Source organism: Mesorhizobium loti, assembly GCA_014189435.1.
In the GTDB taxonomy this organism is placed as follows: Bacteria; Pseudomonadota; Alphaproteobacteria; order Rhizobiales; family Rhizobiaceae; genus Mesorhizobium; species Mesorhizobium loti_G.
The window spans coordinates 3,510,531-3,530,833 of sequence record CP050293.1 but is presented as its reverse complement, the minus strand read 5'-3'; the positions used below and the strand labels follow the sequence as shown (position 1 = coordinate 3,530,833).

At 62.5% G+C, this 20,303-nt stretch carries 27 protein-coding genes and 2 pseudogenes; 21 read left to right on the top strand and 8 right to left on the bottom strand.

The features are described 5' to 3' along the window. Window positions 1-63 precede the first annotated feature (63 nt). Window positions 64-534, bottom strand: coding sequence for a carboxymuconolactone decarboxylase family protein (locus tag HB777_17415; protein QND65503.1), 471 nt, complete (start codon window positions 532-534; stop codon window positions 64-66). Window positions 535-670: 136 nt separating this feature from the next. On the opposite strand from HB777_17415, the gene HB777_17410 reads away from it, so the two are divergent. The 7 genes from HB777_17410 to HB777_17380 all read left to right on the top strand — a co-directional run bounded on the left by HB777_17410 (window position 671) and on the right by HB777_17380 (window position 5,773). Further along, window positions 671-1,279, top strand: a complete 609-nt coding sequence (locus tag HB777_17410; GenBank protein ID QND65502.1) for a TetR/AcrR family transcriptional regulator — start codon at window positions 671-673, stop codon at window positions 1,277-1,279. 33 nt (window positions 1,280-1,312) lie between these two features. Next, window positions 1,313-1,921: a hypothetical protein gene (locus HB777_17405; GenBank protein QND65501.1), complete on the top strand. Its 609-nt coding sequence runs from the start codon at window positions 1,313-1,315 to the stop codon at window positions 1,919-1,921. A gap of 62 nt (window positions 1,922-1,983) precedes the next feature. After that, window positions 1,984-2,838 (top strand): 23S rRNA (adenine(2030)-N(6))-methyltransferase RlmJ, encoded by an 855-nt coding sequence (locus HB777_17400; GenBank protein QND65500.1) that lies wholly within the window; start codon window positions 1,984-1,986, stop codon window positions 2,836-2,838. A gap of 213 nt (window positions 2,839-3,051) precedes the next feature. Further along, complete coding sequence (locus HB777_17395) at window positions 3,052-3,504, top strand: hypothetical protein (protein QND65499.1); 453 nt, start codon at window positions 3,052-3,054, stop codon at window positions 3,502-3,504. A 136-nt stretch (window positions 3,505-3,640) separates the two neighbouring features. Beyond that, a complete protein-coding gene (locus HB777_17390) occupies window positions 3,641-4,222 on the top strand; it encodes a TetR/AcrR family transcriptional regulator (GenBank protein ID QND65498.1) in 582 nt (193 codons plus the stop codon). After that, entirely contained in the window at window positions 4,219-5,055 is an 837-nt protein-coding gene (locus tag HB777_17385) for an EamA family transporter (GenBank protein ID QND65497.1), read from the top strand. Before HB777_17390 ends, HB777_17385 begins: the two co-directional genes overlap by 4 nt. 103 nt (window positions 5,056-5,158) lie before the next feature. Then, the gene (locus tag HB777_17380; GenBank protein QND65496.1) at window positions 5,159-5,773 is read left to right on the top strand and encodes a LysE family translocator; all 615 of its coding nucleotides are present in this window, start codon (window positions 5,159-5,161) and stop codon (window positions 5,771-5,773) included. Between the two features lie 22 nt (window positions 5,774-5,795). Here HB777_17380 and HB777_17375 read toward each other — a convergent pair whose 3' ends face one another. Continuing rightward, window positions 5,796-6,107 carry a helix-turn-helix domain-containing protein gene (locus HB777_17375; GenBank protein QND65495.1) on the bottom strand — a complete coding sequence of 104 codons (312 nt, stop codon included), beginning with the start codon at window positions 6,105-6,107 and terminating at the stop codon, window positions 5,796-5,798. Window positions 6,108-6,655: 548 nt separating this feature from the next. On the opposite strand from HB777_17375, the gene HB777_17370 reads away from it, so the two are divergent. From HB777_17370 to HB777_17360, 3 genes are all read left to right on the top strand, one after another. Next, complete coding sequence (locus HB777_17370) at window positions 6,656-7,117, top strand: histone (GenBank protein ID QND65494.1); 462 nt, start codon at window positions 6,656-6,658, stop codon at window positions 7,115-7,117. Window positions 7,118-7,413: 296 nt separating this feature from the next. Then, a complete protein-coding gene (locus HB777_17365; GenBank protein QND68802.1) occupies window positions 7,414-7,884 on the top strand; it encodes a GNAT family N-acetyltransferase in 471 nt (156 codons plus the stop codon). Window positions 7,885-7,983: 99 nt separating this feature from the next. Beyond that, on the top strand, window positions 7,984-8,580 hold the full coding sequence (locus HB777_17360; protein ID QND65493.1) for a glutathione S-transferase family protein: 597 nt from the start codon (window positions 7,984-7,986) through the stop codon (window positions 8,578-8,580). Window positions 8,581-8,687: 107 nt separating this feature from the next. Here HB777_17360 and HB777_17355 read toward each other — a convergent pair whose 3' ends face one another. Next, complete coding sequence (locus tag HB777_17355) at window positions 8,688-9,344, bottom strand: porin family protein (GenBank protein QND65492.1); 657 nt, start codon at window positions 9,342-9,344, stop codon at window positions 8,688-8,690. Window positions 9,345-9,757: 413 nt separating this feature from the next. Here HB777_17355 and HB777_17350 point away from each other — a divergent pair, with 413 nt between their 5' ends. From HB777_17350 to HB777_17320, 7 genes are all read left to right on the top strand, one after another. Next, window positions 9,758-10,522, top strand: a complete 765-nt coding sequence (locus HB777_17350) for an SDR family oxidoreductase (GenBank protein ID QND65491.1) — start codon at window positions 9,758-9,760, stop codon at window positions 10,520-10,522. Next, window positions 10,519-12,603, top strand: coding sequence for an excinuclease ABC subunit UvrC (uvrC, locus tag HB777_17345; GenBank protein ID QND65490.1), 2,085 nt, complete (start codon window positions 10,519-10,521; stop codon window positions 12,601-12,603). Before HB777_17350 ends, uvrC begins: the two co-directional genes overlap by 4 nt. A 157-nt stretch (window positions 12,604-12,760) precedes the next feature. Continuing rightward, window positions 12,761-13,357 (top strand): CDP-diacylglycerol--glycerol-3-phosphate 3-phosphatidyltransferase, encoded by a 597-nt coding sequence (pgsA, locus tag HB777_17340; GenBank protein QND65489.1) that lies wholly within the window; start codon window positions 12,761-12,763, stop codon window positions 13,355-13,357. A gap of 1 nt (window position 13,358) precedes the next feature. Further along, window positions 13,359-13,616 carry a molybdopterin converting factor subunit 1 gene (moaD, locus tag HB777_17335; GenBank protein ID QND65488.1) on the top strand — a complete coding sequence of 86 codons (258 nt, stop codon included), beginning with the start codon at window positions 13,359-13,361 and terminating at the stop codon, window positions 13,614-13,616. A gap of 1 nt (window position 13,617) precedes the next feature. Beyond that, window positions 13,618-14,094, top strand: a complete 477-nt coding sequence (locus HB777_17330; protein ID QND65487.1) for a molybdenum cofactor biosynthesis protein MoaE — start codon at window positions 13,618-13,620, stop codon at window positions 14,092-14,094. 127 nt (window positions 14,095-14,221) lie between these two features. After that, window positions 14,222-14,986 carry an META domain-containing protein gene (locus tag HB777_17325; GenBank protein ID QND65486.1) on the top strand — a complete coding sequence of 255 codons (765 nt, stop codon included), beginning with the start codon at window positions 14,222-14,224 and terminating at the stop codon, window positions 14,984-14,986. Window positions 14,987-15,153: 167 nt separating this feature from the next. Further along, complete coding sequence (locus HB777_17320; GenBank protein QND65485.1) at window positions 15,154-15,423, top strand: hypothetical protein; 270 nt, start codon at window positions 15,154-15,156, stop codon at window positions 15,421-15,423. A gap of 31 nt (window positions 15,424-15,454) precedes the next feature. On the opposite strand, the pseudogene HB777_17315 reads toward HB777_17320, so the two are convergent. Beyond that, window positions 15,455-15,592 (bottom strand): annotated as a pseudogene (locus HB777_17315) (methyltransferase). On the opposite strand from HB777_17315, the pseudogene HB777_17310 reads away from it, so the two are divergent. After that, window positions 15,569-16,069: pseudogene (locus HB777_17310) on the top strand (META domain-containing protein). The pseudogenes HB777_17315 and HB777_17310 overlap by 24 nt on opposite strands. Before the next feature lie 167 nt (window positions 16,070-16,236). Continuing rightward, window positions 16,237-16,506: a hypothetical protein gene (locus HB777_17305; protein ID QND65484.1), complete on the top strand. Its 270-nt coding sequence runs from the start codon at window positions 16,237-16,239 to the stop codon at window positions 16,504-16,506. Window positions 16,507-16,537: 31 nt separating this feature from the next. Here the strand turns inward: HB777_17305 and HB777_17300 are convergent, their stop codons facing one another. Both HB777_17300 and ndk read right to left on the bottom strand, forming a co-directional pair. Then, a complete protein-coding gene (locus tag HB777_17300) occupies window positions 16,538-17,146 on the bottom strand; it encodes a class I SAM-dependent methyltransferase (GenBank protein QND65483.1) in 609 nt (202 codons plus the stop codon). Window positions 17,147-17,293: 147 nt separating this feature from the next. Then, window positions 17,294-17,716 carry a nucleoside-diphosphate kinase gene (gene ndk / locus HB777_17295; GenBank protein QND65482.1) on the bottom strand — a complete coding sequence of 141 codons (423 nt, stop codon included), beginning with the start codon at window positions 17,714-17,716 and terminating at the stop codon, window positions 17,294-17,296. Window positions 17,717-17,986: 270 nt separating this feature from the next. Between ndk and HB777_17290 the strand changes: the two genes are divergently transcribed. Then, complete coding sequence (locus tag HB777_17290) at window positions 17,987-18,247, top strand: DUF2934 domain-containing protein (protein QND65481.1); 261 nt, start codon at window positions 17,987-17,989, stop codon at window positions 18,245-18,247. Between the two features lie 78 nt (window positions 18,248-18,325). Here HB777_17290 and HB777_17285 read toward each other — a convergent pair whose 3' ends face one another. Continuing rightward, entirely contained in the window at window positions 18,326-19,018 is a 693-nt protein-coding gene (locus tag HB777_17285; protein QND65480.1) for a glutathione S-transferase family protein, read from the bottom strand. 60 nt (window positions 19,019-19,078) lie between these two features. On the opposite strand from HB777_17285, the gene HB777_17280 reads away from it, so the two are divergent. Next, window positions 19,079-19,591 carry a damage-inducible protein DinB gene (locus tag HB777_17280; GenBank protein QND65479.1) on the top strand — a complete coding sequence of 171 codons (513 nt, stop codon included), beginning with the start codon at window positions 19,079-19,081 and terminating at the stop codon, window positions 19,589-19,591. Between the two features lie 51 nt (window positions 19,592-19,642). Here the strand turns inward: HB777_17280 and HB777_17275 are convergent, their stop codons facing one another. Further along, entirely contained in the window at window positions 19,643-20,275 is a 633-nt protein-coding gene (locus HB777_17275) for a GNAT family N-acetyltransferase (protein ID QND65478.1), read from the bottom strand. Window positions 20,276-20,303: the final 28 nt, after the last annotated feature.

The window sequence follows — 20,303 nt, the reverse complement described above, 5'->3', positions numbered from 1 at the left end:
AACGAGGCGGTGGAGCTATCCCTGATTGGTCCGGAACCGCTACCTGCTTCGGACCGGGTTTCGCTATTGCCCGCCCATTTCCTTCTTGAATGTGTCGAAATCGACCTGCATTCCGTTGAAGATTGTGCTCCAGTGACGGGTCAGCGCTGCCATCGCCACGGCTTCCTGGATCTCCTCGCTGGTGGCGCCGGCGCGCTTGGCGTCCTGCGTGTCCGACCAAATGCAGTAGTTGCAAGGAATCTGCGCCGCCACCGCGAGCGAGATCAGCGATTTGACCTTTGGCGGCAGCGCGGTTTTGTCACTGAGTTCGATGGACTTGACCTCGGCCCAGGCTCCAGGCAGGCCAGCTTTGGGAAACTGCTTCACAAAGCTAGGCACGCCGCCCATGGTCGACTGGATGTCCTTGATGGTTACATCATATTCGTCGGCATGGGCTGGGGCTGCGCCCAGCGACAGGAAGCAGGCTGCGGCGGTGAGCAGGAACGCACGGCGGATGGAAGACTGTACAGGTTGGGCAATGCGACGGTTCGACATGGTTTTCTCCTCTGGTCTTTGTTAGCCTTACTGTGTAAGGTAGTGCGGAAAATGAACCTTACAGTGTAAGCTGTCGAGCGACGCCAATGGACTCACCGATCAAAAAAAGGGAACGCGCGGGCGGCTGTCTCGCGAGATGATTGAGGACGCGGCCTTTGAGGTCATCGAGAAGGAGGGACTTGCCGGCTTTTCGATGCGCAAGCTGGCGGCGGCGCTCGGCTGCGAGGCGATGAGCATCTACCACCACTTTCCCTCGGTGGCGCATCTGCATGAGGCGCTGGTCGATCGACTGGTTGGTGGGCTTGAGATACCCGATGCCAGCCTGCCGTGGCGGCAAAGGATGCGCATCGCCATCGAGGATTTTCGCCGCATCGGCCGTGACCATCCGGCGTATGCCACCTTCTTCGTCACCTACCGGATGAACTCGCCGACCTGCCTTGTCTGGTTGAACGGCATCATCGGCCTGTTCAGGGATGGCGGTTTCGACACCGAACAAAGCGCGCGGCTGTTCCGGGCCGTCGGTTATTATCTGATGGGTGCCGTGCTGGACGAGAACGCAGGCTATGCTAAGGGTCAATCGGCGGTCAGCACGGTCAGCGACGAGCAACTGGCGCGAGATTTTCCCAATGTCATGGCTGCCGGGCGCTTTTTCGGCGCCGCCGAATTCGACAAGACGTTCGAACTCGGCCTCGACATGCTGCTGGACGAAATGGAACGCCTTCGCAACGGCACCAATGCAAGCTAGTTGTCCGGCGGTGTACGATTACAAGGTGGCTGAATGCGCTTTCTGTTTGTCCTGATCCTGCTTGCCGGCACCGGCATCGGTGCCATCTATCCCTGGGCGATGAGCAATTTCTCCGGTCATGAGATCGGCACCTGGCGGGTCTATGAGCAGGGTCGCTTCAAGCCGATGACGGTGCCGCTCGCCGCCCGCGATGCGCCGGTGCGGGTGCTGGTCGACCTGACCGCAAGAGCCGAGCGCATCGTCTCGCAGCAGCGCACCGTGCTGACGCTGACCGCCGCCAGCAATGGCCGCACGGTGCTCGCCTCGACGCTGCAGTTCAACCATTCCGACAACCCGCGCCAGGCCAGCCCGCAGCTGCCCGACAAGATCTTTCGCGACGAGGCCGGCATGATCGCGACCGTCAGCCCAGGCCCCTATATCTTCACTGTCGGACCGGGTGATGCCGACGACATACCGATGCGGGCGGTCGATCTCATCTTGCGCTCCGGTGTCGGCGAGATCGACAGCCGTGCGCGGCCGGTCGGCTATGCGCTGATGGCGATCGGCCTGATCGGGTTTTTGCTGACCCTGCGTTCTGGCGGTGGCGGCCGGCCCGAAAATCCGAACTCACAGCCACCGCCGCCGCGCTGGGGCAGGGGCTGATGCATGTCGCCAAAAAGTGTGCAGCGGTTTTGGGACAACGACATGCATAACGGCACAGAACCATGAACTACCGCCACGCCTATCATGCCGGGAATTTCGCCGACGTCGTCAAGCACGTCGTGCTGACGCGACTGCTCGACTATCTGAAGCAGAAGGACAAGGCGTTTCGGGTCATCGACACCCATGCCGGCATTGGCCGCTACGATCTGTCGTCGGTCGAAGCGCAGAAGACCGGTGAGTGGCGAGGCGGCATCGGCAGGCTGATCGATGCCCCGTTTGCCGCGCCGGTTGCGGCGCTGCTTGCGCCTTATCTGGAGACGGTGCGGTCGCTCAACCCCGAGGGGGGTATCCAGAAATATCCGGGCTCGCCGCTGATCGCGCGTCACCTCATGCGCAAGCAGGACCGGCTGACGGCGATCGAGCTGCACCCCAAGGATGTCGCGAAGCTGAGGACGCTCTTTGCTGGCGATTTCCAGGCCCGGATCATCGAACTCGATGGCTGGCTGGCGCTCGGCGCGCATCTGCCGCCGAAGGAAAAGCGCGGCCTGGTTCTCATCGATCCGCCATTCGAGGAAGCGGGTGAGTTCGAGCGCCTCGTCGACGGGCTCATGAGGGCGCACAAGCGGTGGCCCGGCGGCATCTACGCGCTGTGGTATCCGATCAAGGACCGCAAGGCGATCATCGCCTTCCGCAAGGCGCTGAAACAATCCGGCATCCCGAAGCTGCTCGACATAGAATTCGAGATCAGGCCGGCCTCTTCGGAGCCCAGTCTCGACGGCAGTGGCCTGCTGGTGGTCAACCCGCCATTCACGCTGGAGGGCGAGCTGCGCGCGCTGATGCCGGTTCTGCACAGATTGCTTGCGGTGGGGAGGCCGGCGCACTGGTCGCTGGAATGGCTGGCAGGCGAGCAGGCTTGACGGGCGAGGGCTTCGGATCTCGCCGTTCGGTGCCAGGCGCGAAAAGCCAGCGTTCCGAAGGGTGAGGAGGGCAGGCTCTTTAACGACCCGGGGTACGCGCAAGACCGGCTTTGGCCAACGCAGTTCCCAACTGGGAAACCATTGTTTCCGCAACCGCTTGACCGCCGTCAAGCGAATCCGCACAGTGCGCGCAATCGACCTTGAGAGGCTGCCATGACTCGCTTCGCCAAATCCGCACTTGCCGCCCTGATTTCGCTCTGCACGCCGCTTGCCGCGCCTCTCGGCGTCACCCAGGCCGTGCAGGCGGCCGATCTTACGGTCTATTCCGATGGAGACAGCGGCGTCTGTGGCGAAGCCTGGGTGCTGAACAAGATCACCAGCCGCTTCTCCTACCAGGTGCATCACGTGCCGCATCTGCCTGATGTGCAGATCACCGATTTCCGGCGCATCCACCAGCATCGCTATCTCGCGGCCAACGATACCTGGCCGATCGGTCGCCGTTATTGCGGCGCCACGGTCAGCCTGTCCGACGGCCGCGATCGCACCATCTGGTACCTGATCGAGGAAGGCCAGGGTTTTGCCTCGATCGGCGACAACGTCGAATTCTGCGTCTCGGGCTTCGACCGCTGGATGGTCTACAACGGCCGCTGCCGCGTCCTGCGCTAAACCCGGCTTTCCGTTCCTATCTCTTGTCGCGCCTGCGGCTTGATCGGCTGCGGGCGCTTTTCTGTACCGTGTTGACAGAAGGCGTGGTCTGTTGCATAGCTATGAGACAGACCTGTCTCACCACTTTGTAAGCGCCATGACATCATCGCCTGCTTCCGACAAACGCCAGCACGTCGTTGAAACGGCCTACGCGCTGTTCAAGCGCGCCGGTTTCCATGCCACCGGCATCGACCGGATCATCGCCGAGGCCGAGGTGGCCAAGATGACGATGTATCGCCACTTCCCCAGCAAGGACGAACTGATCGTCGAGGTGCTCGACTATCGCGCCAGGCGTTTTGAAAGCCAGCTCGACCGCCTTGCCGAAGAGGTCGCCACCCCCGAGCAGAGAATTGAAAAGATCTTCGACTGGCATGAACGTTGGTTCCGCAGCCCGGATTTCCATGGCTGCCTGTTCGCGCATGCGCTGGCCGAGTTCGGCGATCCCCGGCATCCGGTGTTCAAGGCTGCCGCGAGGCAGAAGAACGGCCTCAAGCAGCGCATGCAGTCGATCCTCGAAGAGGTGATGCCGCGCGGCCGCGCCGGGAGTGTGGCGGCGGCACTGCTGATGCTGATCGAAGGTGCGACCTTGCTGGCGCAGATGGGGCAGGCGGACACCGCCATTCGCGACGCCCGCAAGGCGGCCCTTAGCATCATCGCTGCTTCGCGCAGGCCGCAATGAGCCCGTTGGTCATCGGGCTCGCGCTGTTTGCCGCTGTTCTGCACGCGACCTGGAACGCCTTTCTGCGAACCGGGGCCGATAGGTTGTGGACCGTCACCGTCATGAGCTTTTCCAGCACGGCGCTTGCCATTCCCTTCGCCGCCTTCCACGCCCTTCCGGCCGCACCGGCCTGGTTCTATATCGTGCTCTCGGCCTGCCTGCAGGTCGGCTACAGCTTCTTTCTGGTGGCCGCCTACCGATATGGCGAGCTGGGACAGGTCTATCCGATCGTTCGCGGCAGCGTGCCGCTGCTTGTCACGCTCGGCGGGTTCTTCCTCGCCAACCAGCAGCTCACCATGTCGCAGACCGTCGGCGTCGCGCTGGTCGCCGGCGGCATCATGGGTCTCTCGCTCGGAAGAGGCAGGGCCGCCACGACATCGATACTCTATGCGCTGGCAACGGGAGCGATCATCGCCGCCTATGCGACAGTCGATGCGATCGGCGTTCGTGCGGCGGGCAATGCCGGCGCCTACACCGCCTGGGTCCTGCTGATCTACGGCGCCTTGCTGCCGGCGACTTTCGTCGCCTGCCGTGGCCGGCTCATCGTCGACCTGCGGGCGCCGGAAACCTGGAAGGCGGTGGGCGGCGGCCTGTTCGCGCTTTTGGCCTACGGCGTCGTGGTCGCGGCCTTCGCGCTTGGACCAGCCGGCCCGATCACCGCGATCCGCGAAACCAGCGTCGTCTTCGCGGCCTTCATCGGGCGCCTGTTCCTCGGCGAGATGCTGACGCCGCGGCGGGTCGGCGCCTGCGCCATCGTCGCACTCGGCGCCATCTGCCTCGGCTATCAGCCGTGACGAAGATGCGCATCGCGAAGATCCTGAATTTTCCTGATGGCGCCGACAGGCAAACTGGCTAATCTGAACGCCCGAGAGCAACAGATCACTTTCGGGAGTCTTCATGGACCTTGCCACCATCCTTGCCTTCGCCGCTGCCTTCTTCGTGTTCGCTGCCAGCCCCGGACCGGACAACATGACGATTGTCGCGCGCACGATCTCCAGCGGCGCCGCCTCGGGTATCGCCTATGGCGCAGGCACGGTGGTCGGCATCCTCATCTTCCTGGTCCTCGCCGCCTTCGGCCTGTCGATCATCGCCGCCAAGATGGCGATCGTCATGACGGTGCTTCGCTACGGAGGAGCGGCCTATCTGATCTGGATGGGCATCAGGCTGTGGACCGCCGTGCCCGTCGTGCCGGAACTGCAGCCCGTTTCTGGCGGGCGCGGACTGCTGACGATTTTTGCCACCGGCATCGCGCTCAATCTCGGCAATCCGAAAATGCCGTTGTTCTACGTTGCGCTGCTGCCGAACGTCGTCGGCGCATCGCTCAACGCTGGTCATCTCGGTGTGCTGATGATGGTGATCCTGGCCGTCGAGGTCGTGGTGATCGGCGGCCATGTCATCCTCGCCGGTCGCGCCCGCGGCCTGTTGCGCACGCCGAAGATCGTGCGTCGCGTGAACCGCGCGGCGGGCGGTGTGATGATCGGAGCTGGTGTCGCCGTGGTCGCCACGCGCTGAGAAGTTTTGCGCAATCGCCGTGCTATTTTCTGCGCGGCGTCGCTTCGGCCTGATCGAGCATTTTGCGCAGGTACGCGGCGTGACCGCGAAACGCGCGCCGTCCGCTCGTTGTCGCCCTGACACGCGTCTGCGGCCGGCGCCCGACGAACAGCTTTTCGATATCGACATAGCCGGCCCTGGCCAGCGTATCGAGATGCGCGCCGAGATTGCCGTCGGTGACGTCCATGATGGCCTTCAACTGGCTGAAGTCCAGCGTTTGCCGCCTTTCCAGCATGTTCAGAGCGGCCATGATCCTGAGCCGTGTGCTCTGGTGGATGATTTCGTCGGCACTCATCGGTCAGCTCCGATGCGGTCGAGGCCGCCGCCGTGAGGCTCGGTAATCTCGAACGGCGACAGCGCCGCGTGATCCTGTGCGATCGACATTGAAGCACTCCGGTATCCCATGCAGAATACTCTGCGATGCAGAGTTGTCTGTCAATTCGCGCACAAGCGGGTGGTGCGATCGTGCTTGACAAGGTGAAGCCGCGATCGGCCGTCAGCTTGCAGTATAGATCGTCTGCATGGACGAGATGATCGCACCGATGAGGCAGCGGGTCATGATGTCAGCGACCGAAGATCGATGCGCAAGCTGCTGACTGATCTTCAGAGATTCACGAGGGGAACGGTCCTGCAGCGTTTAGAGAATGTCTGTGGCACACTCTAGGCAATGGTCGAAGATCAGCGGCGGATTTTTGCGATGATCAGCACGATCACGTGCGATCCGTAACCAAAATTTAAGCTGCAGAAATCAGTCTGTTGCTTCGCTGGCTAGCAAGCCGCGAGTCAGATATGCATGAGCGCGCCGGGTCATTACGGCCATCGGCACAACGGAAGGGGCATCGCATGGCTAAGCAGTCATCCAAAGCGCCGGCGTCCAAGGCACCGGCAAAGAAAGCACCCGTAAAAGCAGCGACGGCGAAGGTCGCAGCTGCAGTGAAGAAAGCAGCACCTGCTGCCAAGCCGAAGGCGGCCGCGCCCAAGGCAAAAGCAGCACCGGCCAAGAAGCCGGCGGCAAAGGCCGCTGCAAAACCTGCAGTGAAGAAGGCGGCACCTGCCAAGGCAGCGGCAAAGCCGGCTGCAAAGGCGGCACCAGCCAAGAAGCCGGCTGCAAAGGCCGCGGCAAAACCCGCGGTGAAGAAGGCGGCACCTGCCAAGAAACCGGCGGCGAAAGCTGCGCCTGCCAAGAAGCCGGCAGCGAAGGCTGCACCGGCAAAGAAGGCGGCGGCAGCGAAGTCTTCTGCACCGGTGAAGAAAGCGGCGCCTGCGGCCAAGAAGGCAGCACCCGCGAAAGCCGGCAAGAAGTAATCGCGTCTTCCCTCGCCGGGGGCGGTGCCGAGACACAAGGGGCGGGTGCCTGACAGGCGCCCCGCTCGTTGCTTCGGTAGTCGGAAGGCGAGACAGAGGCGGACGGAGGATATCTTTTCGCAGCTCCCAGGACTTCGCCATAGGGCGAAGTCCGGTGGGGTTTTTTTTGTGTCGTCCATGCGGATCGAATGTTCGGCGTAAGGCTTTTCAGTCTTGGTTGTTGACTGGCTGATCCGCGTGCCACCATTGTCTGCTCCGCGGAGAATTAGGGTCGGATGCCTGGTGGTGAAGTGACTTTGGAGCTCACGATTCGCAGAGCAGACAAGCACGATGCGGAAGCCGTGAGCCGCGTGATCCTGGCAGCTCTGCGACAGACCAATGCGAAAGACTATTCGCAAGACATCATCGCTCGCGTGGAGCAGAGCTTCAGCCCATCCGCTGTCTTGGAGTTTCTGAGGAAGCGAAGGGTTTCTGTCGCGGTTGTGTGTGGCAGGATCGTTGGAACAGCCAGCCTCGATGGAAGCATTGTTCGATCCGTCTTCGTGGATCCTGAACTGCAAGGCCGTGGCATCGGCAAGCGACTTATGGCGGAGGTCGAGGAAGCGGCGCATGCGGGCGGTGTCGCCGTGCTGACCGTGCCGTCCTCGGTGACGGCAGAACCATTTTACGCCGGGCTTGGATTCAACGCAGTTCGAGACAGTTACTACGGTGATGAACGCACCATCATCATGGAGCGCTCGCTAAACGGCCCCGGTCAACGACGCTGATGCATGTCGCTCGCTGGCGGCTGGGTTTTCCGCTTGTGGCCATTGCTCGAGCGCGCCTGATCGGTCAACACTGCCCGCCTGCAAAACAGGAACCCTATCATGCCCAGACTGCTCTATGCGTCGTCTTCTCCCTACAGTTCCAAGGTACGAATGGCAGCAACCTATGCCGGCGTCGCCGTCGATCTGGTGCCGATCAAGACCGAGGAGAAGCCGGCCGACTTGATGATCGCCAACCCGCTCGGCAAGATCCCGGTCCTGGTGCTCGACGACGGCCGCTCGATCCATGACAGCCGCGCCATCACCCAGCACCTCAACCGGGTTTCGAAGAGCGCGCTTTTCCCGCGCAATCCCGACAAGCGGCTCGAGGCGGAAGTGCTGGAGGCGTTGGCGGACGGCATTTGCGACTGTGCGCTGTCGATGGTCTATGAGCGGCGCACGCGGCCTGAGGAGATGGTCTACCAGCCCTGGCTCGATCGCCAATGGGCGAAGATCACGGCAGCACTCGATCTGCTCAACGCCAACCCGCCGAAGCTGCCGAAGAAGATCACCGCCGGCCAAATGGCGCTGCGCGCCTGCCTCGGCTATCTCTCGTTGCGCTTTGCCGGAAAATGGGAAAAGGGTCGCGCCCGACTGACGCGGTGGGCAGCGCGCTTCGACGAGAAGTTTCCAGAACTGAAGCCCTGCATTCCGGGATGATTGACTCAATCATCCCCGGTTAATCGACGCTAACACCCGGGTGATCCCTCGGGCACAAAAAAAGCCGGGCGCGAGGCCCGGCTTTTTCGTGTCGTGGCTTGAACGACTTAGAACTTCATACCGACGCCGAAGGTGACGCGGTTGTCGGTGGCCTTGACCTTGCCGATGCCATCGAAGCTCTTGCTGCCGAAGTCGGTGTAGCGGTACTCGACACGGCCGAACACATTGTCGGTCAGCTTGATGTCGGTGCCGAGACCGGCGGTCCAGCCAAGCATGGTAGCTTTGTCGCTGGCGCCCAGGACGGTATCCTCCACCTTCAGGCTCTTGCCGGCGAGACCGCCGGTGCCATAGAGCAGGATTTCCGGGGTCACGGCATAGCCGAGACGGGCACGCAGCGAACCCTCGAAGCCGGCTTTGGAGTTGATGCCATTATCGTCACCCTTGATGCCGCTATAGCCGAGTTCGGCTTCAGCACCGTAGACGAAATTCTCCTGCTGCCACTGATAGCCGCCGAAGGCACTGCCGACGAAACCCTTGGTATCGGTTGAATCGCCGAAGTCCTTTTCCTTGGTTTTGCCGCTGAAGCCGTAGCCGAGGTTGATACCGGCATAGGGGCCGGCCCACGAAGCGACCGGAAGTTCGGCGATCGGCGCGGGTGCCGGCGGCTCTTCGGAAACGACGTCAGCGGCATAGGCAGTTCCGCTGAGGGCGAAGAGCCCGAGCGCCACGGCCAGCGGCCGTGCGAATTTGAAATTGGCTTGCATTGTTCTTTACTCCTTAAGCCACAGGACACAGGCTTGTTTCTCACGATCGCCATCTACCCGTCCGGGGGGTGAAACGGATCTGGCGTTCGTCGGTTCCAAATGTCGTGTCAAAATGCGGCTGAAGCGAACCTGAACTTGGGTCATTCCCCGGCGCGAATGAGGCGGAACCTTGACGTTGCATCTTCGCAACAGCGAAATGGCAGGAGCCGTTCCATGCTGCGCTGCACACCGCTTGGTGCAAGGAGTCCAGCGTCCTATATTCCGCTCGGACGGTTTCGAGTCAAAGGCGAGTCGGGACGCCGAAAAGGCTGTTTCGCCACAATGCTGCCCAAGGTGCGAACGCCATTTAACGCCTGCCCGGCCATATTTCGCCGGCATCGTGTTTTCGGGCTGAAATTGAGGATTGACACCATATGAGCATAGCCACTGCCACGGCGCTGGTGACGGGCGGGGCCAAACGGATCGGTCGGGCAATCGTCGAGGATCTCGCCGCCCACGGTTTTGCCGTCGCCATCCATTGCAATCGCTCGCGTGTCGAGGCCGATGCGTTGGCTGCCGCAATCAACGCCGGCGGCGGCCGCGCCGCGGTGATCGCCGCCGACCTGACCGATATGGGTGCCGTCAGCGACCTCGTCGGCCAGGCGCAAGCAGCGCTCGGACCGCTCTCGCTGCTGGTCAACAATGCGTCGCTGTTCGAGGACGATTCGGTTCTGGATTTCGACTGGCGGGCCTGGGATCGGCACTTTGCCGTTCATGTGAAGGCGCCGGCGCTGCTGGCGCAGAATTTCGCCCGGGCGTTGCCGGAAGGGCAGGTGGGCCTGATCGTCAATATGATCGATCAGCGCGTCTGGCGGCCGACACCGCGCTATTTCTCCTACGCGCTTTCCAAGTCGACACTGTGGACGGCCACCCAGATGATGGCGCAATCGCTCGGTCCTCGCATCCGCGTCAATGCCATCGGCCCGGGACCGACCTTGAAGAACGCGCGCCAGGACGACAGCGATTTTGCTGCCCAAGTCGATGGCTTGATCCTCAAGCGCGGCCCGGAATTGCCGGAATTCGGCGCCACGATCCGCTATCTCTGGGAAGCGCGCTCGGTCACCGGCCAGATGATTGCGCTTGATGGCGGCCAGCATCTTGCGTGGCAGACGCCCGATGTGACAGGCATGGCGGAATGAGTCCTGTAGACCACAAAAACAAGCCGCGCGGCGGCGCCGACGATCTGCCCCCCGATATCGACCTCGAGGACGAGGCGGTCGAGGAGATCGTCGAGCCGGCCGGCCCCGATGTCGCCTTCACAGCCATCGACTGGACGCCGCATGCCGGCGACGCGGAAGGCATGATCGGCGCCGAGGTGATCCAGACGCTGGTCAAGCGGCTGCCCAACGCGCCCGGCGTCTACCGCATGATGAACGCCGCCGGCGACGTGCTCTATGTCGGCAAGGCGCGCAGCCTGAAGAAGCGCGTCACCAACTATGCGCAAGGCCGCTTCCACACCACCCGCATCGGCCGCATGGTGCGCGAGACGTCGACGATGGAGTTCGTCGTCACCCGCACCGAGATCGAAGCGCTGCTGCTCGAAGCCAATCTTATCAAGCGCTTGCGGCCGCGATTCAATGTGCTGATGCGCGACGACAAGTCGTTTCCCTATATTCTTTTGACCGGCGACCATGTCTCGCCCGGCATCTACAAGCATCGCGGCGCACGCTCGCGCAAAGGCGACTATTTCGGCCCCTTCGCGTCGGCTGGCGCCGTCGGCCGCACCATCAATTCGCTGCAGCGCGCCTTTCTGCTGCGCAGCTGCACCAACTCTTTTTACGAGAACCGCACGCGGCCGTGCCTGTTGTATCAGATCAAGCGCTGCGCCGGCCCCTGTACCGGCGAGGTCTCGCACCAGGACTATGCCGAGCTGGTCGGCGAGGCGAAGGACTTTTTGTCCGGTCGCAGCCAGAAGGTTAAGACGGAAATCTCGGCCGCCATGCAGCAGGCGTCGGAAGCTCTCGATTTCGAGCGCGCCGCCATCTATCGCGATCGACTTGCGGCCCTGTCGCATGTGCAGAGCCACCAGGGCATCAATCCGGCGACCGTCGACGAGGCCGATGTTTTCGCCATCCATCAGGAAGGCGGCCAGGTCTGTATCCAGGTGTTCTTCTTCCGCACCGGTCAGAACTGGGGCAACCGCGCTTATTTCCCCAAGGCCGATCCGGCGTTGGAAGCAGCCGAGGTGTTGGGTTCGTTCCTGGCGCAGTTCTATGACGACAAGCCGACACCGCGGACCATCCTTCTGTCGCATGGCGTCGAGGATCAGGAGCTGCTGGCCGAGGCGCTCTCCACCCGCGCCGGCCGCAAGGTCGCGATCTCCGTGCCGCAGCGTGGCGAAAAGAAGGATTTGACCGACAACGCCCTGCAGAATGCCCGCGAGGCGCTCGGACGCCGGTTGGCCGAAACGTCTACACAAGGACGCCTGCTTGCCGGTTTCGCCGAAACCTTCGGCCTGGCCAAGCCGCCGGTGCGCATCGAGGTCTATGATAACTCGCACATCATGGGCACCAACGCCGTCGGCGCGATGGTCGTCGCCGGGCCGGAAGGCTTTGTCAAAAACCAGTACAGAAAATTCAACATCCGTTCGACCGAGATCACGCCTGGCGACGATTTCGGCATGATGCGCGAGGTGATGGAGCGGCGGTTTTCGCGGCTGCTCAAGGAGCATGGCGATGTTGCCGTTGCCAGCGATGCGGCGGCAGGCGAGGTGACGGCAGCCGAAGCGGGCGATGATATCGAAGACGATATCTCCGGCAGCTTCCCGGCCTGGCCCGACGTCATCTTGATCGACGGTGGCCAGGGCCAGATGACGGCGGTGCGCAAGATCCTCTCGGATCTCGGCATCGAGGACCGGGTGGTGGCGATCGGCATCGCCAAGGGCCAGGACCGCGATGCCGGCCGCGAGCGCTTCTTCGTCAGGGGACGGGATTCGTTTTCGCTGCCGGTCCGCGATCCCGTGCTCTATTTCGTCCAGCGCCTGCGAGACGAGGTCCACCGTTTCGCCATCGGCTCGCACCGCGCGCGCCGCAAGAAGGAGATGGTCAAGAGCCCGCTCGACGAGATCAGCGGTATCGGTCCCGGCCGCAAGCGCGCGCTGCTGCTTGCATTCGGAACCGCCAAGGCGGTCAGCCGCGCCGCCATCGAGGATTTGAGGAAAGTCGACGGTATTTCCGAACAGGTCGCCAAACTGGTCTACAATCATTTCCACGAGAGCTGATGCATGTCGCCCAAAAGTGCGCAGCGGTTTTGGGACAACGACATGCATCACAGGTTAGACGGATTCGGGTATTTTCGGCTGGCCAATCGATTCTAGCCTGTTGACCCCCCACATTCGCTTCTGATTTGAGTAGGCAGGCAGAAAGAGTTCCCCGGATATGGCCAAGCGCGCGTTCAACCTGCCCAATATGCTCACCTACGCCCGCATCGTCGCGGTGCCGCTGGTGGTGCTGTGCTTTTTTCTCGAAGGACATCTGAAGTCGAGCGACTTCGCCCGCTGGTCGGCGCTGATCATCTTCCTGCTCGCCTCGATCACCGACTATCTGGACGGCTACCTGGCGCGCGCCTGGCAGCAGACCTCCAACATCGGCAAGATGCTCGACCCGATCGCCGACAAGCTGCTGGTCGCCACCTGCCTGCTGCTGCTGGCCGCGGACACCGACCGTCATGCCGGCATCGCCGGATGGTCGCTGTGGGCGGCGATCATCATACTGTGCCGCGAAATCCTCGTCTCGGGTCTGCGCGAATATCTGGCGGCGCTGAAAGTCTCGGTGCCGGTGACGCAGCTGGCAAAATGGAAGACAGCGATCCAGATGGTCGCCATCGCCTTCCTGTTGGCTGGGCCTGCCGGCGACAAGATCTTCCCGCTGACCACCCAGACCGGGCTGGTGCTGCTGTGGATAGCGGCCCTGGTCACGCTCTACACCGGCTACGATTATTTCCGCGCCGGCCTCAAGCACATCATGGACGAGTGAGATGACGACCCGGCTCATCTATTTTGCCTGGGTGCGCGAACGCATCGGCATGCCTGAGGAAGACGTCGACTTGCCTGCCGGCATCGAGACGGTCGCCGATCTTCTGCGCTGGCTGAAATCGCGCGGCGAGGGCTACGAGCATGCGCTGCAATATCCCGACGTGATCCGCGTCGCCATCAACCAGGAACATGTCGAGCACGGCGAGAAGATTGCAGGCGCGCGCGAGATTGCGCTGTTCCCGCCGATGACCGGGGGCTGACGTGACCGGCGCGGTCGTACCTGTCGTGCGCATTCAGCGCCAAGATTTTGACGTCGCCGTCGAGATCGCCAGGCTGACCCAAGGTCGCGCCGATATCGGCGCGGTGGTTTCTTTCTCCGGCCTTTGCCGGGACGAGCAGGGCACCTTGTCGGCGCTCGAGCTCGAGCATTATCCCGGCATGGCCGAAGCAGAAATCGCCCGCATTGCTGCTGAAGCGGTTCAGCGCTGGCCGTTGCAGGGCCTCACCGCGATCCACCGCCACGGCAAGATCGCGCCCGGCGAGAACATCGTGCTGGTGGTGACCGCCTCGGCGCATCGCCAGGCGGCGTTCGAGGCGGCGAACTTTCTCATGGACTATTTGAAATCGCGCGCGCCTTTCTGGAAGAAGGAGCATCGCGCTGACGGCTCCGAGGGCGGCTGGGTCGAGGCCAAGGAGGCCGACGACGAGGCGGCCGGCCGCTGGAAATCGTCGGACTAAAATACCGTCGCAGCCATGCATTGACCGCAATCCTTTGGCCAATTGAGCGCGGCTGGTCAGTTTGGGCTTTGGCAGTCCGGGGCACTGGCAGTCCGGGGACTGGCGGCCCGGGGCAAGGGAGATGGTCATGCTCGACAGGATCGCGGAGTTCTTCGTCTTCGGTTTCGTGCCTCTGGTCGTCGGCATATTGGCCGTGCCGGAACTATCTGTTGCCGCCGAAAATTCCGTGAGGGGCGAGGTGATCTATCGCGAGCGCATCGCCTTGCCGCCCAGCGCCGTGCTCTCCGTCCAGCTTGCCGATGTGTCGCTGGCCGATGCGCCGGCCACCATCATCGGCGAGCAGAAAGTGAAGCCGGCCGGCCAGGTGCCGATCAGCTTCGAGATCAAATTCGACCCTTCCGTCATCCGGTCGCAGATGACTTATGCGCTGCAAGCCCGCATCACCGTCGACGACAAGCTCCTGTTCATCTCCGATATGCGCCATCAGGTCGATCCGCTGAGCGACGTGCCGCAGACCATCATGCTGAAGATGGTGACGCCGGGCGCCGAGCCGACGGTTTCCGTCTTTGACCAGCTCTGGCTGGTCGACTTTGTCGACGGCATCGGCGCCATCACCGCCCCGCAAGCGACGTTCAGGGTCAGCGAGGCCGGCAAGGCAGGCGGCAGCGGCCCCTGCAACAGCTATTTCGCCACCGCCAAGGTCGATGGCCAGGCAATCGCGATCAGCGACATCGGCTCGACCTACAAGGCCTGCGCGCCGGAGGTGATGGCCGAGGAAAAGGCGCTGTTCGATGCATTGGCCAAGGCCGCGTCGTACAGGGTCGATGCCGGCAAGCTCGTCATATCAGACAAGGACGGCCGCGAGATCCTGCGCCTTAGCGCCGCGAGCTAGTCCAGCGCGTATTTGGATCGCCAACACTTTTCCGGAATAATTCGGACAAGAGAGGCGTTTCTCTCAGACATGGCGGGCAAGGCAAAAGGGATATTTTCGAATATCCCTTCGTTGAAGCCGCCAGACCTGCTGCGGCTCGTTCTGGCTTAACTCAAAGGAGTCCAGAGATGAAAACGCACGCGCCTATCCTTGCTGCCACAGGCGTATCGTTCCTTGCTCTTACCGGCCTTGCGACGGCGGACGACCATCTGTTCAACGCCCTTCAGCATGGCCTCAGCACCGATGGCCATCCCTTCACGACCAACAAGGCTGGCCACAGCGGCGATCTCGCGCCCGGGCAGGGTAGTCCATTTGCGGGTGCCGATACTCAGACACCGTCCACCGACACGGCGGCAGCGAACGCCCATGCGAACGTAAAAGATCGTCAGCCGAAGTGACCAGAACCCGCCGCGGGGGGCGGCGGGCCTCTCAAACCGTCGTTTGTTCGAACACCGCGCCGTAGTGATAGGGCGGCACCTCGACCAGTTCGGCAAGCCTGAGGCCTCCCGCCTCGGCGGCCGCTACGGTCTGTTCCGGCGACAGCCTCAATTCGGTCTTCGGTCCGCGATGACTTATGCGCTGCAAGCCCGCATCACCGTCGACGACAAGCTCCTGTTCATCTCCGATATGCGCCATCAGGTCGATCCGCTGAGCGACGTGCCGCAGACCATCATGCTGAAGATGGTGACGCCGGGCGCCGAGCCGACGGTTTCCGTCTTTGACCAGCTCTGGCTGGTCGACTTTGTCGACGGCATCGGCGCCATCACCGCCCCGCAAGCGACGTTCAGGGTCAGCGAGGCCGGCAAGGCAGGCGGCAGCGGCCCCTGCAACAGCTATTTCGCCACCGCCAAGGTCGATGGCCAGGCAATCGCGATCAGCGACATCGGCTCGACCTACAAGGCCTGCGCGCCGGAGGTGATGGCCGAGGAAAAGGCGCTGTTCGATGCATTGGCCAAGGCCGCGTCGTACAGGGTCGATGCCGGCAAGCTCGTCATATCAGACAAGGACGGCCGCGAGATCCTGCGCCTTAGCGCCGCGAGCTAGTCCAGCGCGTATTTGGATCGCCAACACTTTTCCGGAATAATTCGGACAAGAGAGGCGTTTCTCTCAGACATGGCGGGCAAGGCAAAAGGGATATTTTCGAATATCCCTTCGTTGAAGCCGCCAGACCTGCTGCGGCTCGTTCTGGCTTAACTCAAAGGAGTCCAGAGATGAAAACGCACGCGCCTATCCTTGCTGCCACAGGCGTATCGTTCCTTGCTCTTACCGGCCTTGCGACGGCGGACGACCATCTGTTCAACGCCCTTCAGCATGGCCTCAGCACCGATGGCCATCCCTTCACGACCAACAAGGCTGGCCACAGCGGCGATCTCGCGCCCGGGCAGGGTAGTCCATTTGCGGGTGCCGATACTCAGACACCGTCCACCGACACGGCGGCAGCGAACGCCCATGCGAACGTAAAAGATCGTCAGCCGAAGTGACCAGAACCCGCCGCGGGGGGCGGCGGGCCTCTCAAACCGTCGTTTGTTCGAACACCGCGCCGTAGTGATAGGGCGGCACCTCGACCAGTTCGGCAAGCCTGAGGCCTCCCGCCTCGGCGGCCGCTACGGTCTGTTCCGGCGACAGCCTCAATTCGGTCTTCGGTCCGCGAGGCTCGCCCTGGACGATGGTTGTTTCGCGCGGGTGCTGGTGCCAGTTGACGATGGCGAGACGTCCGCCTGGGCTGAGTGCCGCCCGCACCGCGCGCGCCAGACGCGGCCGGTCCGGAACGCCGTGAAAGGCGTTGGCCATGAAGATGAAGTCGGCGGGTCGAGGCGCCAGCCTTGCAAGCTCATAGGCGTCGCCCGCGACAAAGTCGCAATTCGTCGCACCGCTTTCGACCAACCTGCGTCTGGCGGCTTCGAGCTGATCGGCATCGATATCGATGGCCACGACATGGCGGGCTATTCTGGCGATCGGCAGCGTGAACCAGCCGTCGCCGCAGCAGAGATCGATTACCTCCATGCCGGGCTTGATCCCCGTTGCCGAAAGCACGGCGGCGGGGTCGGGCCACAGCGCCTCCCACCAGCCGCTGTTCGGCATCTCCGTGCCTTGGAAGAAACCCGGGATGGCACTGGTCATGCGGAGGTCTGCTCCATTTTCGGCAGTATACGCTCCATATCTCACCCTGGTACATGCGGTTCGCACGCGAGGCCCGATAGTTCGGCCAATAAAAAAGACCGGCGATACGCCGGCCTTTTTACGGAATCCAAGGTCTGGACTATCGGCTCAGCCGACGATCTCGGTGTCCGAAAACCAGTACTTGATCTCTTCTGCCGCGGTCTCCGGCGCATCGGAGCCGTGCACCGAGTTTTCGCCGATCGACAGCGCATGCACCTTGCGGATGGTGCCTTCGGCAGCGTTGGCCGGGTTGGTGGCGCCCATCACTTCGCGGTTGCGCGCAATGGCGTTCTCGCCTTCCAGCACCTGCACGATTGTCGGTGCCGACGACATGAATTCAACCAGCTCGCCGAAGAACGGGCGATCCTTGTGGACGGCATAAAAGCCTTCAGCTTCGCGGCGGCTCATCCAGACCCGGCGCGAGGCGATGACGCGCAGGCCGGCCTCTTCCAGCATCCTGATGATGGCGCCGGTGAGGTTACGCCGGGTTGCGTCCGGCTTGATCATGGAAAATGTGCGTTCGAGCGCCATGGGTCGTCCTTGTCTGTGAATGGAACTGAGAGTGGCGGGCTCTATACAAGCCGCCCGGCCCATTGCCAAGGGGTGAGGAGTGGTCCGCAGAGCGGACGGAAAGCCAATTGCTTGGCTTTCCGAGCGACGAACGCCCGGAGCGATAGCGAAGGGCAGGCCGCTGCGCTCTTCTGCGCTCCCGAAGCTGACATCGGATGGCTGCCATATGAGACTTTGCTTGCTATACTCGCGTGTCGGCGCCGCGCTGAAGTCGGCCCGCATGGAGACAACATGACCATGACAGACGATCGTCAGGAACGCATTCGCAACCGCGCGCATCAGATCTGGCTGCAAGAGGGACAGCCGGCCGGACACCATGAGCGTCATTGGCATCAGGCGGCGGCCGATGTCGACCAGGAGGATGCCGCGGGAAAGTCGGCAGCCAAGAAGCCAACCAAGAAGGCAGCTGGCGCCAGCAAGGCAAAAGCCGCTCCCAAGGAAGCAAAGGCTGCCACGAAGGCCAGCAAGCCAAAGAAGGCGGCGGCCAAGTAAGGCCCGGCTATCGCCTCGCGGCTGACCCTTTTTGCAGGATATTGACGACCCTCGTGCTGCCTTGCGGCAAGGGCAGGGTCACGCTGCCGCGGCCACTTTTCGTCCCAGCCCGCCATGCAGGTCGAGGCAGCGGGCGAACCACTGCGCCACCACGTCGCCGTCGTCGAGCAATTGGTAAGGCGAGGCTATGCGCGCCCATTGCAGCGCGCCGAAGACGACATAGTCGGCAAACAGTGGCGACGCGCCGCCGATGAATGGCTGATAGAAGAGCGTTGAACGCAAGGGTTCCAGCGAGGCCCTGAAGGTGCCGAGCCCGGCGTCTCGGGCTGCCATCACGTCTTCCAGCCGCTTGCCGAGACGCTGCTCCCGGTTCTGGCGGAAATAGGCGGCGTTTTCCGTGTCCTGCATGGCATGAAGGTCCATGATCGCCGCGGTGGTCACATAGGGATGGATGGTCAGTTGCGACCAGCGTTCGATGAAGCGCGCCATCGCCTTGCCGCCTTCACCGCCAAACAGCGTCGGCCGGTCCGGATAGGCTTCATCGAGATAGAGCGCGATGGCGAAGGAATCCGCGACGACCGTCTCGCCGTCCCGGATCACCGGAATGGTTTTCGAAACGCCGCCTTCAACGGCGGGCACCTCGAGAAAGCGCGTCGGCGCGGTTGATATGTCGAGCCCCTTGTGGGCAAGCGCCATCGCTACCTTCCAGCAATGCGGGCTGAACGGACGTGTGGTGTCGCGTCCGACGAGGTCATAGAGCAGAATGGTCATTGGCGGCGGCGCCCTCGCGGGTTAGGTAGGCCCCGCATCGACGCGAGCCGAGGGGAAGCCATGAGACAGCATTTCATGATGTTTGCGGCCTATAATCAATGGGCCAATGGCCGCATCTATGATGCCGCCGCCGAGCTCGACGACGAGGAATTCAACCGCGATGTCGGCGCCTTCTTCGGCTCGATGATGGGCACGCTCAACCACCTGCTGACGGCCGACCGCATCTGGATGAAGCGCTTCACCGGCGAGGGCGACGCGCCGACGACGCTGGACGCTATCCTGCATCGCGGGCTGACCGGTCTGCGGATGGCGCGTGAAGCCGAGGACCGGAGGATCATCGATTGGGTCGGCGGCCTCAACGACAAGGCTTTGACGGGCCGCTTCACCTACATGACCGTCTCGGACATGCGCACGGTCTCGCAAAGGCTGGCGCCGGCGCTGGACCATGTCTTCAACCATCAGACCCACCACCGCGGCCAGGCGCATACGATTCTGACCATCCTGGGACGACCAAGCCTGGGGTTGGACCTGATGCTCTTCCAGCGCACCGAAGAGGGCAGGGCTTTCGCCTGATCCCTGCGACGTTTGGTGGTTGTTAGGCCGAAGGTTGAGGCCCCGCGCGGACTATCGCTGCATTTTGTGCTGCAGCATCTTCTTTATATCAGTCCATTCGGAATCGATGATGCTGAACCGGACGGAATTGCGCTTCCGTCCGTCCGGCATGATCCGCTCGTTGCGAACGATCCCTTCCTGCCTGGCGCCAATTCGCAGAATGGCCGCCCTTGACGCGTCGTTCAGTTCGTCCGTGGTGAATTGCACACGAACGCACCCCATCACCTCGAATGCATGGGTCAGCAGAAGATACTTCGCCTCGGTATTGATCCCGGATCGCTGAGCCGATCTGCTGAGCCAGCTATGCCCGATCTCCAGCTTTCTATTCGCGCGATCGATCTTCCAAAACCGCGTACTTCCGCAAATCAGCCCCGTGCTGCGCATGACGATTATATAAGGCATGACAGTGCCGACCTGTCGTCCGGCCAGGGCGCTGGCTATATATGCGTCGATCGTGTCTGGCCCGGGGACCACTGTGGACTTCAGGTTCCAGAGCGCACCATCCGCCGCCGCGCTCAGAAGCCCCAGGGAATGGTCCTGCTGAAGCGGCGTGAGCTCAACGGTCTTGCCGACCAAGGCGGGCTGTACGGATTGGACGTCCACTAACCGGTGGCCCTCAACTTGCTCCTGCCGGTCTGGTCTCATCGGCAGACAACCAGATGCTTGCCTGAAA

Bases quoted from the DNA above. Each gene is read 5' to 3' on its own strand.
- HB777_17415 (QND65503.1), bottom strand. From the start codon at position 534: ATGTCGAACCGTCGCATTGCCCAACCTGTACAGTCTTCCATCCGCCGT.
- HB777_17410 (QND65502.1), top strand. From the start codon at position 671: ATGATTGAGGACGCGGCCTTTGAGGTCATCGAGAAGGAGGGACTTGCC.
- HB777_17405 (QND65501.1), top strand. From the start codon at position 1,313: ATGCGCTTTCTGTTTGTCCTGATCCTGCTTGCCGGCACCGGCATCGGT.
- HB777_17400 (QND65500.1), top strand. From the start codon at position 1,984: ATGAACTACCGCCACGCCTATCATGCCGGGAATTTCGCCGACGTCGTC.
- HB777_17395 (QND65499.1), top strand. From the start codon at position 3,052: ATGACTCGCTTCGCCAAATCCGCACTTGCCGCCCTGATTTCGCTCTGC.
- HB777_17390 (QND65498.1), top strand. From the start codon at position 3,641: ATGACATCATCGCCTGCTTCCGACAAACGCCAGCACGTCGTTGAAACG.
- HB777_17385 (QND65497.1), top strand. From the start codon at position 4,219: ATGAGCCCGTTGGTCATCGGGCTCGCGCTGTTTGCCGCTGTTCTGCAC.
- HB777_17380 (QND65496.1), top strand. From the start codon at position 5,159: ATGGACCTTGCCACCATCCTTGCCTTCGCCGCTGCCTTCTTCGTGTTC.
- HB777_17375 (QND65495.1), bottom strand. From the start codon at position 6,107: ATGAGTGCCGACGAAATCATCCACCAGAGCACACGGCTCAGGATCATG.
- HB777_17370 (QND65494.1), top strand. From the start codon at position 6,656: ATGGCTAAGCAGTCATCCAAAGCGCCGGCGTCCAAGGCACCGGCAAAG.
- HB777_17360 (QND65493.1), top strand. From the start codon at position 7,984: ATGCCCAGACTGCTCTATGCGTCGTCTTCTCCCTACAGTTCCAAGGTA.
- HB777_17355 (QND65492.1), bottom strand. From the start codon at position 9,344: ATGCAAGCCAATTTCAAATTCGCACGGCCGCTGGCCGTGGCGCTCGGG.
- HB777_17350 (QND65491.1), top strand. From the start codon at position 9,758: ATGAGCATAGCCACTGCCACGGCGCTGGTGACGGGCGGGGCCAAACGG.
- uvrC (QND65490.1), top strand. From the start codon at position 10,519: ATGAGTCCTGTAGACCACAAAAACAAGCCGCGCGGCGGCGCCGACGAT.
- pgsA (QND65489.1), top strand. From the start codon at position 12,761: ATGGCCAAGCGCGCGTTCAACCTGCCCAATATGCTCACCTACGCCCGC.
- moaD (QND65488.1), top strand. From the start codon at position 13,359: ATGACGACCCGGCTCATCTATTTTGCCTGGGTGCGCGAACGCATCGGC.
- HB777_17325 (QND65486.1), top strand. From the start codon at position 14,222: ATGCTCGACAGGATCGCGGAGTTCTTCGTCTTCGGTTTCGTGCCTCTG.
- HB777_17320 (QND65485.1), top strand. From the start codon at position 15,154: ATGAAAACGCACGCGCCTATCCTTGCTGCCACAGGCGTATCGTTCCTT.
- HB777_17305 (QND65484.1), top strand. From the start codon at position 16,237: ATGAAAACGCACGCGCCTATCCTTGCTGCCACAGGCGTATCGTTCCTT.
- HB777_17300 (QND65483.1), bottom strand. From the start codon at position 17,146: ATGACCAGTGCCATCCCGGGTTTCTTCCAAGGCACGGAGATGCCGAAC.
- ndk (QND65482.1), bottom strand. From the start codon at position 17,716: ATGGCGCTCGAACGCACATTTTCCATGATCAAGCCGGACGCAACCCGG.
- HB777_17290 (QND65481.1), top strand. From the start codon at position 17,987: ATGACCATGACAGACGATCGTCAGGAACGCATTCGCAACCGCGCGCAT.
- HB777_17285 (QND65480.1), bottom strand. From the start codon at position 19,018: ATGACCATTCTGCTCTATGACCTCGTCGGACGCGACACCACACGTCCG.
- HB777_17280 (QND65479.1), top strand. From the start codon at position 19,079: ATGAGACAGCATTTCATGATGTTTGCGGCCTATAATCAATGGGCCAAT.
- HB777_17275 (QND65478.1), bottom strand. From the start codon at position 20,275: ATGAGACCAGACCGGCAGGAGCAAGTTGAGGGCCACCGGTTAGTGGAC.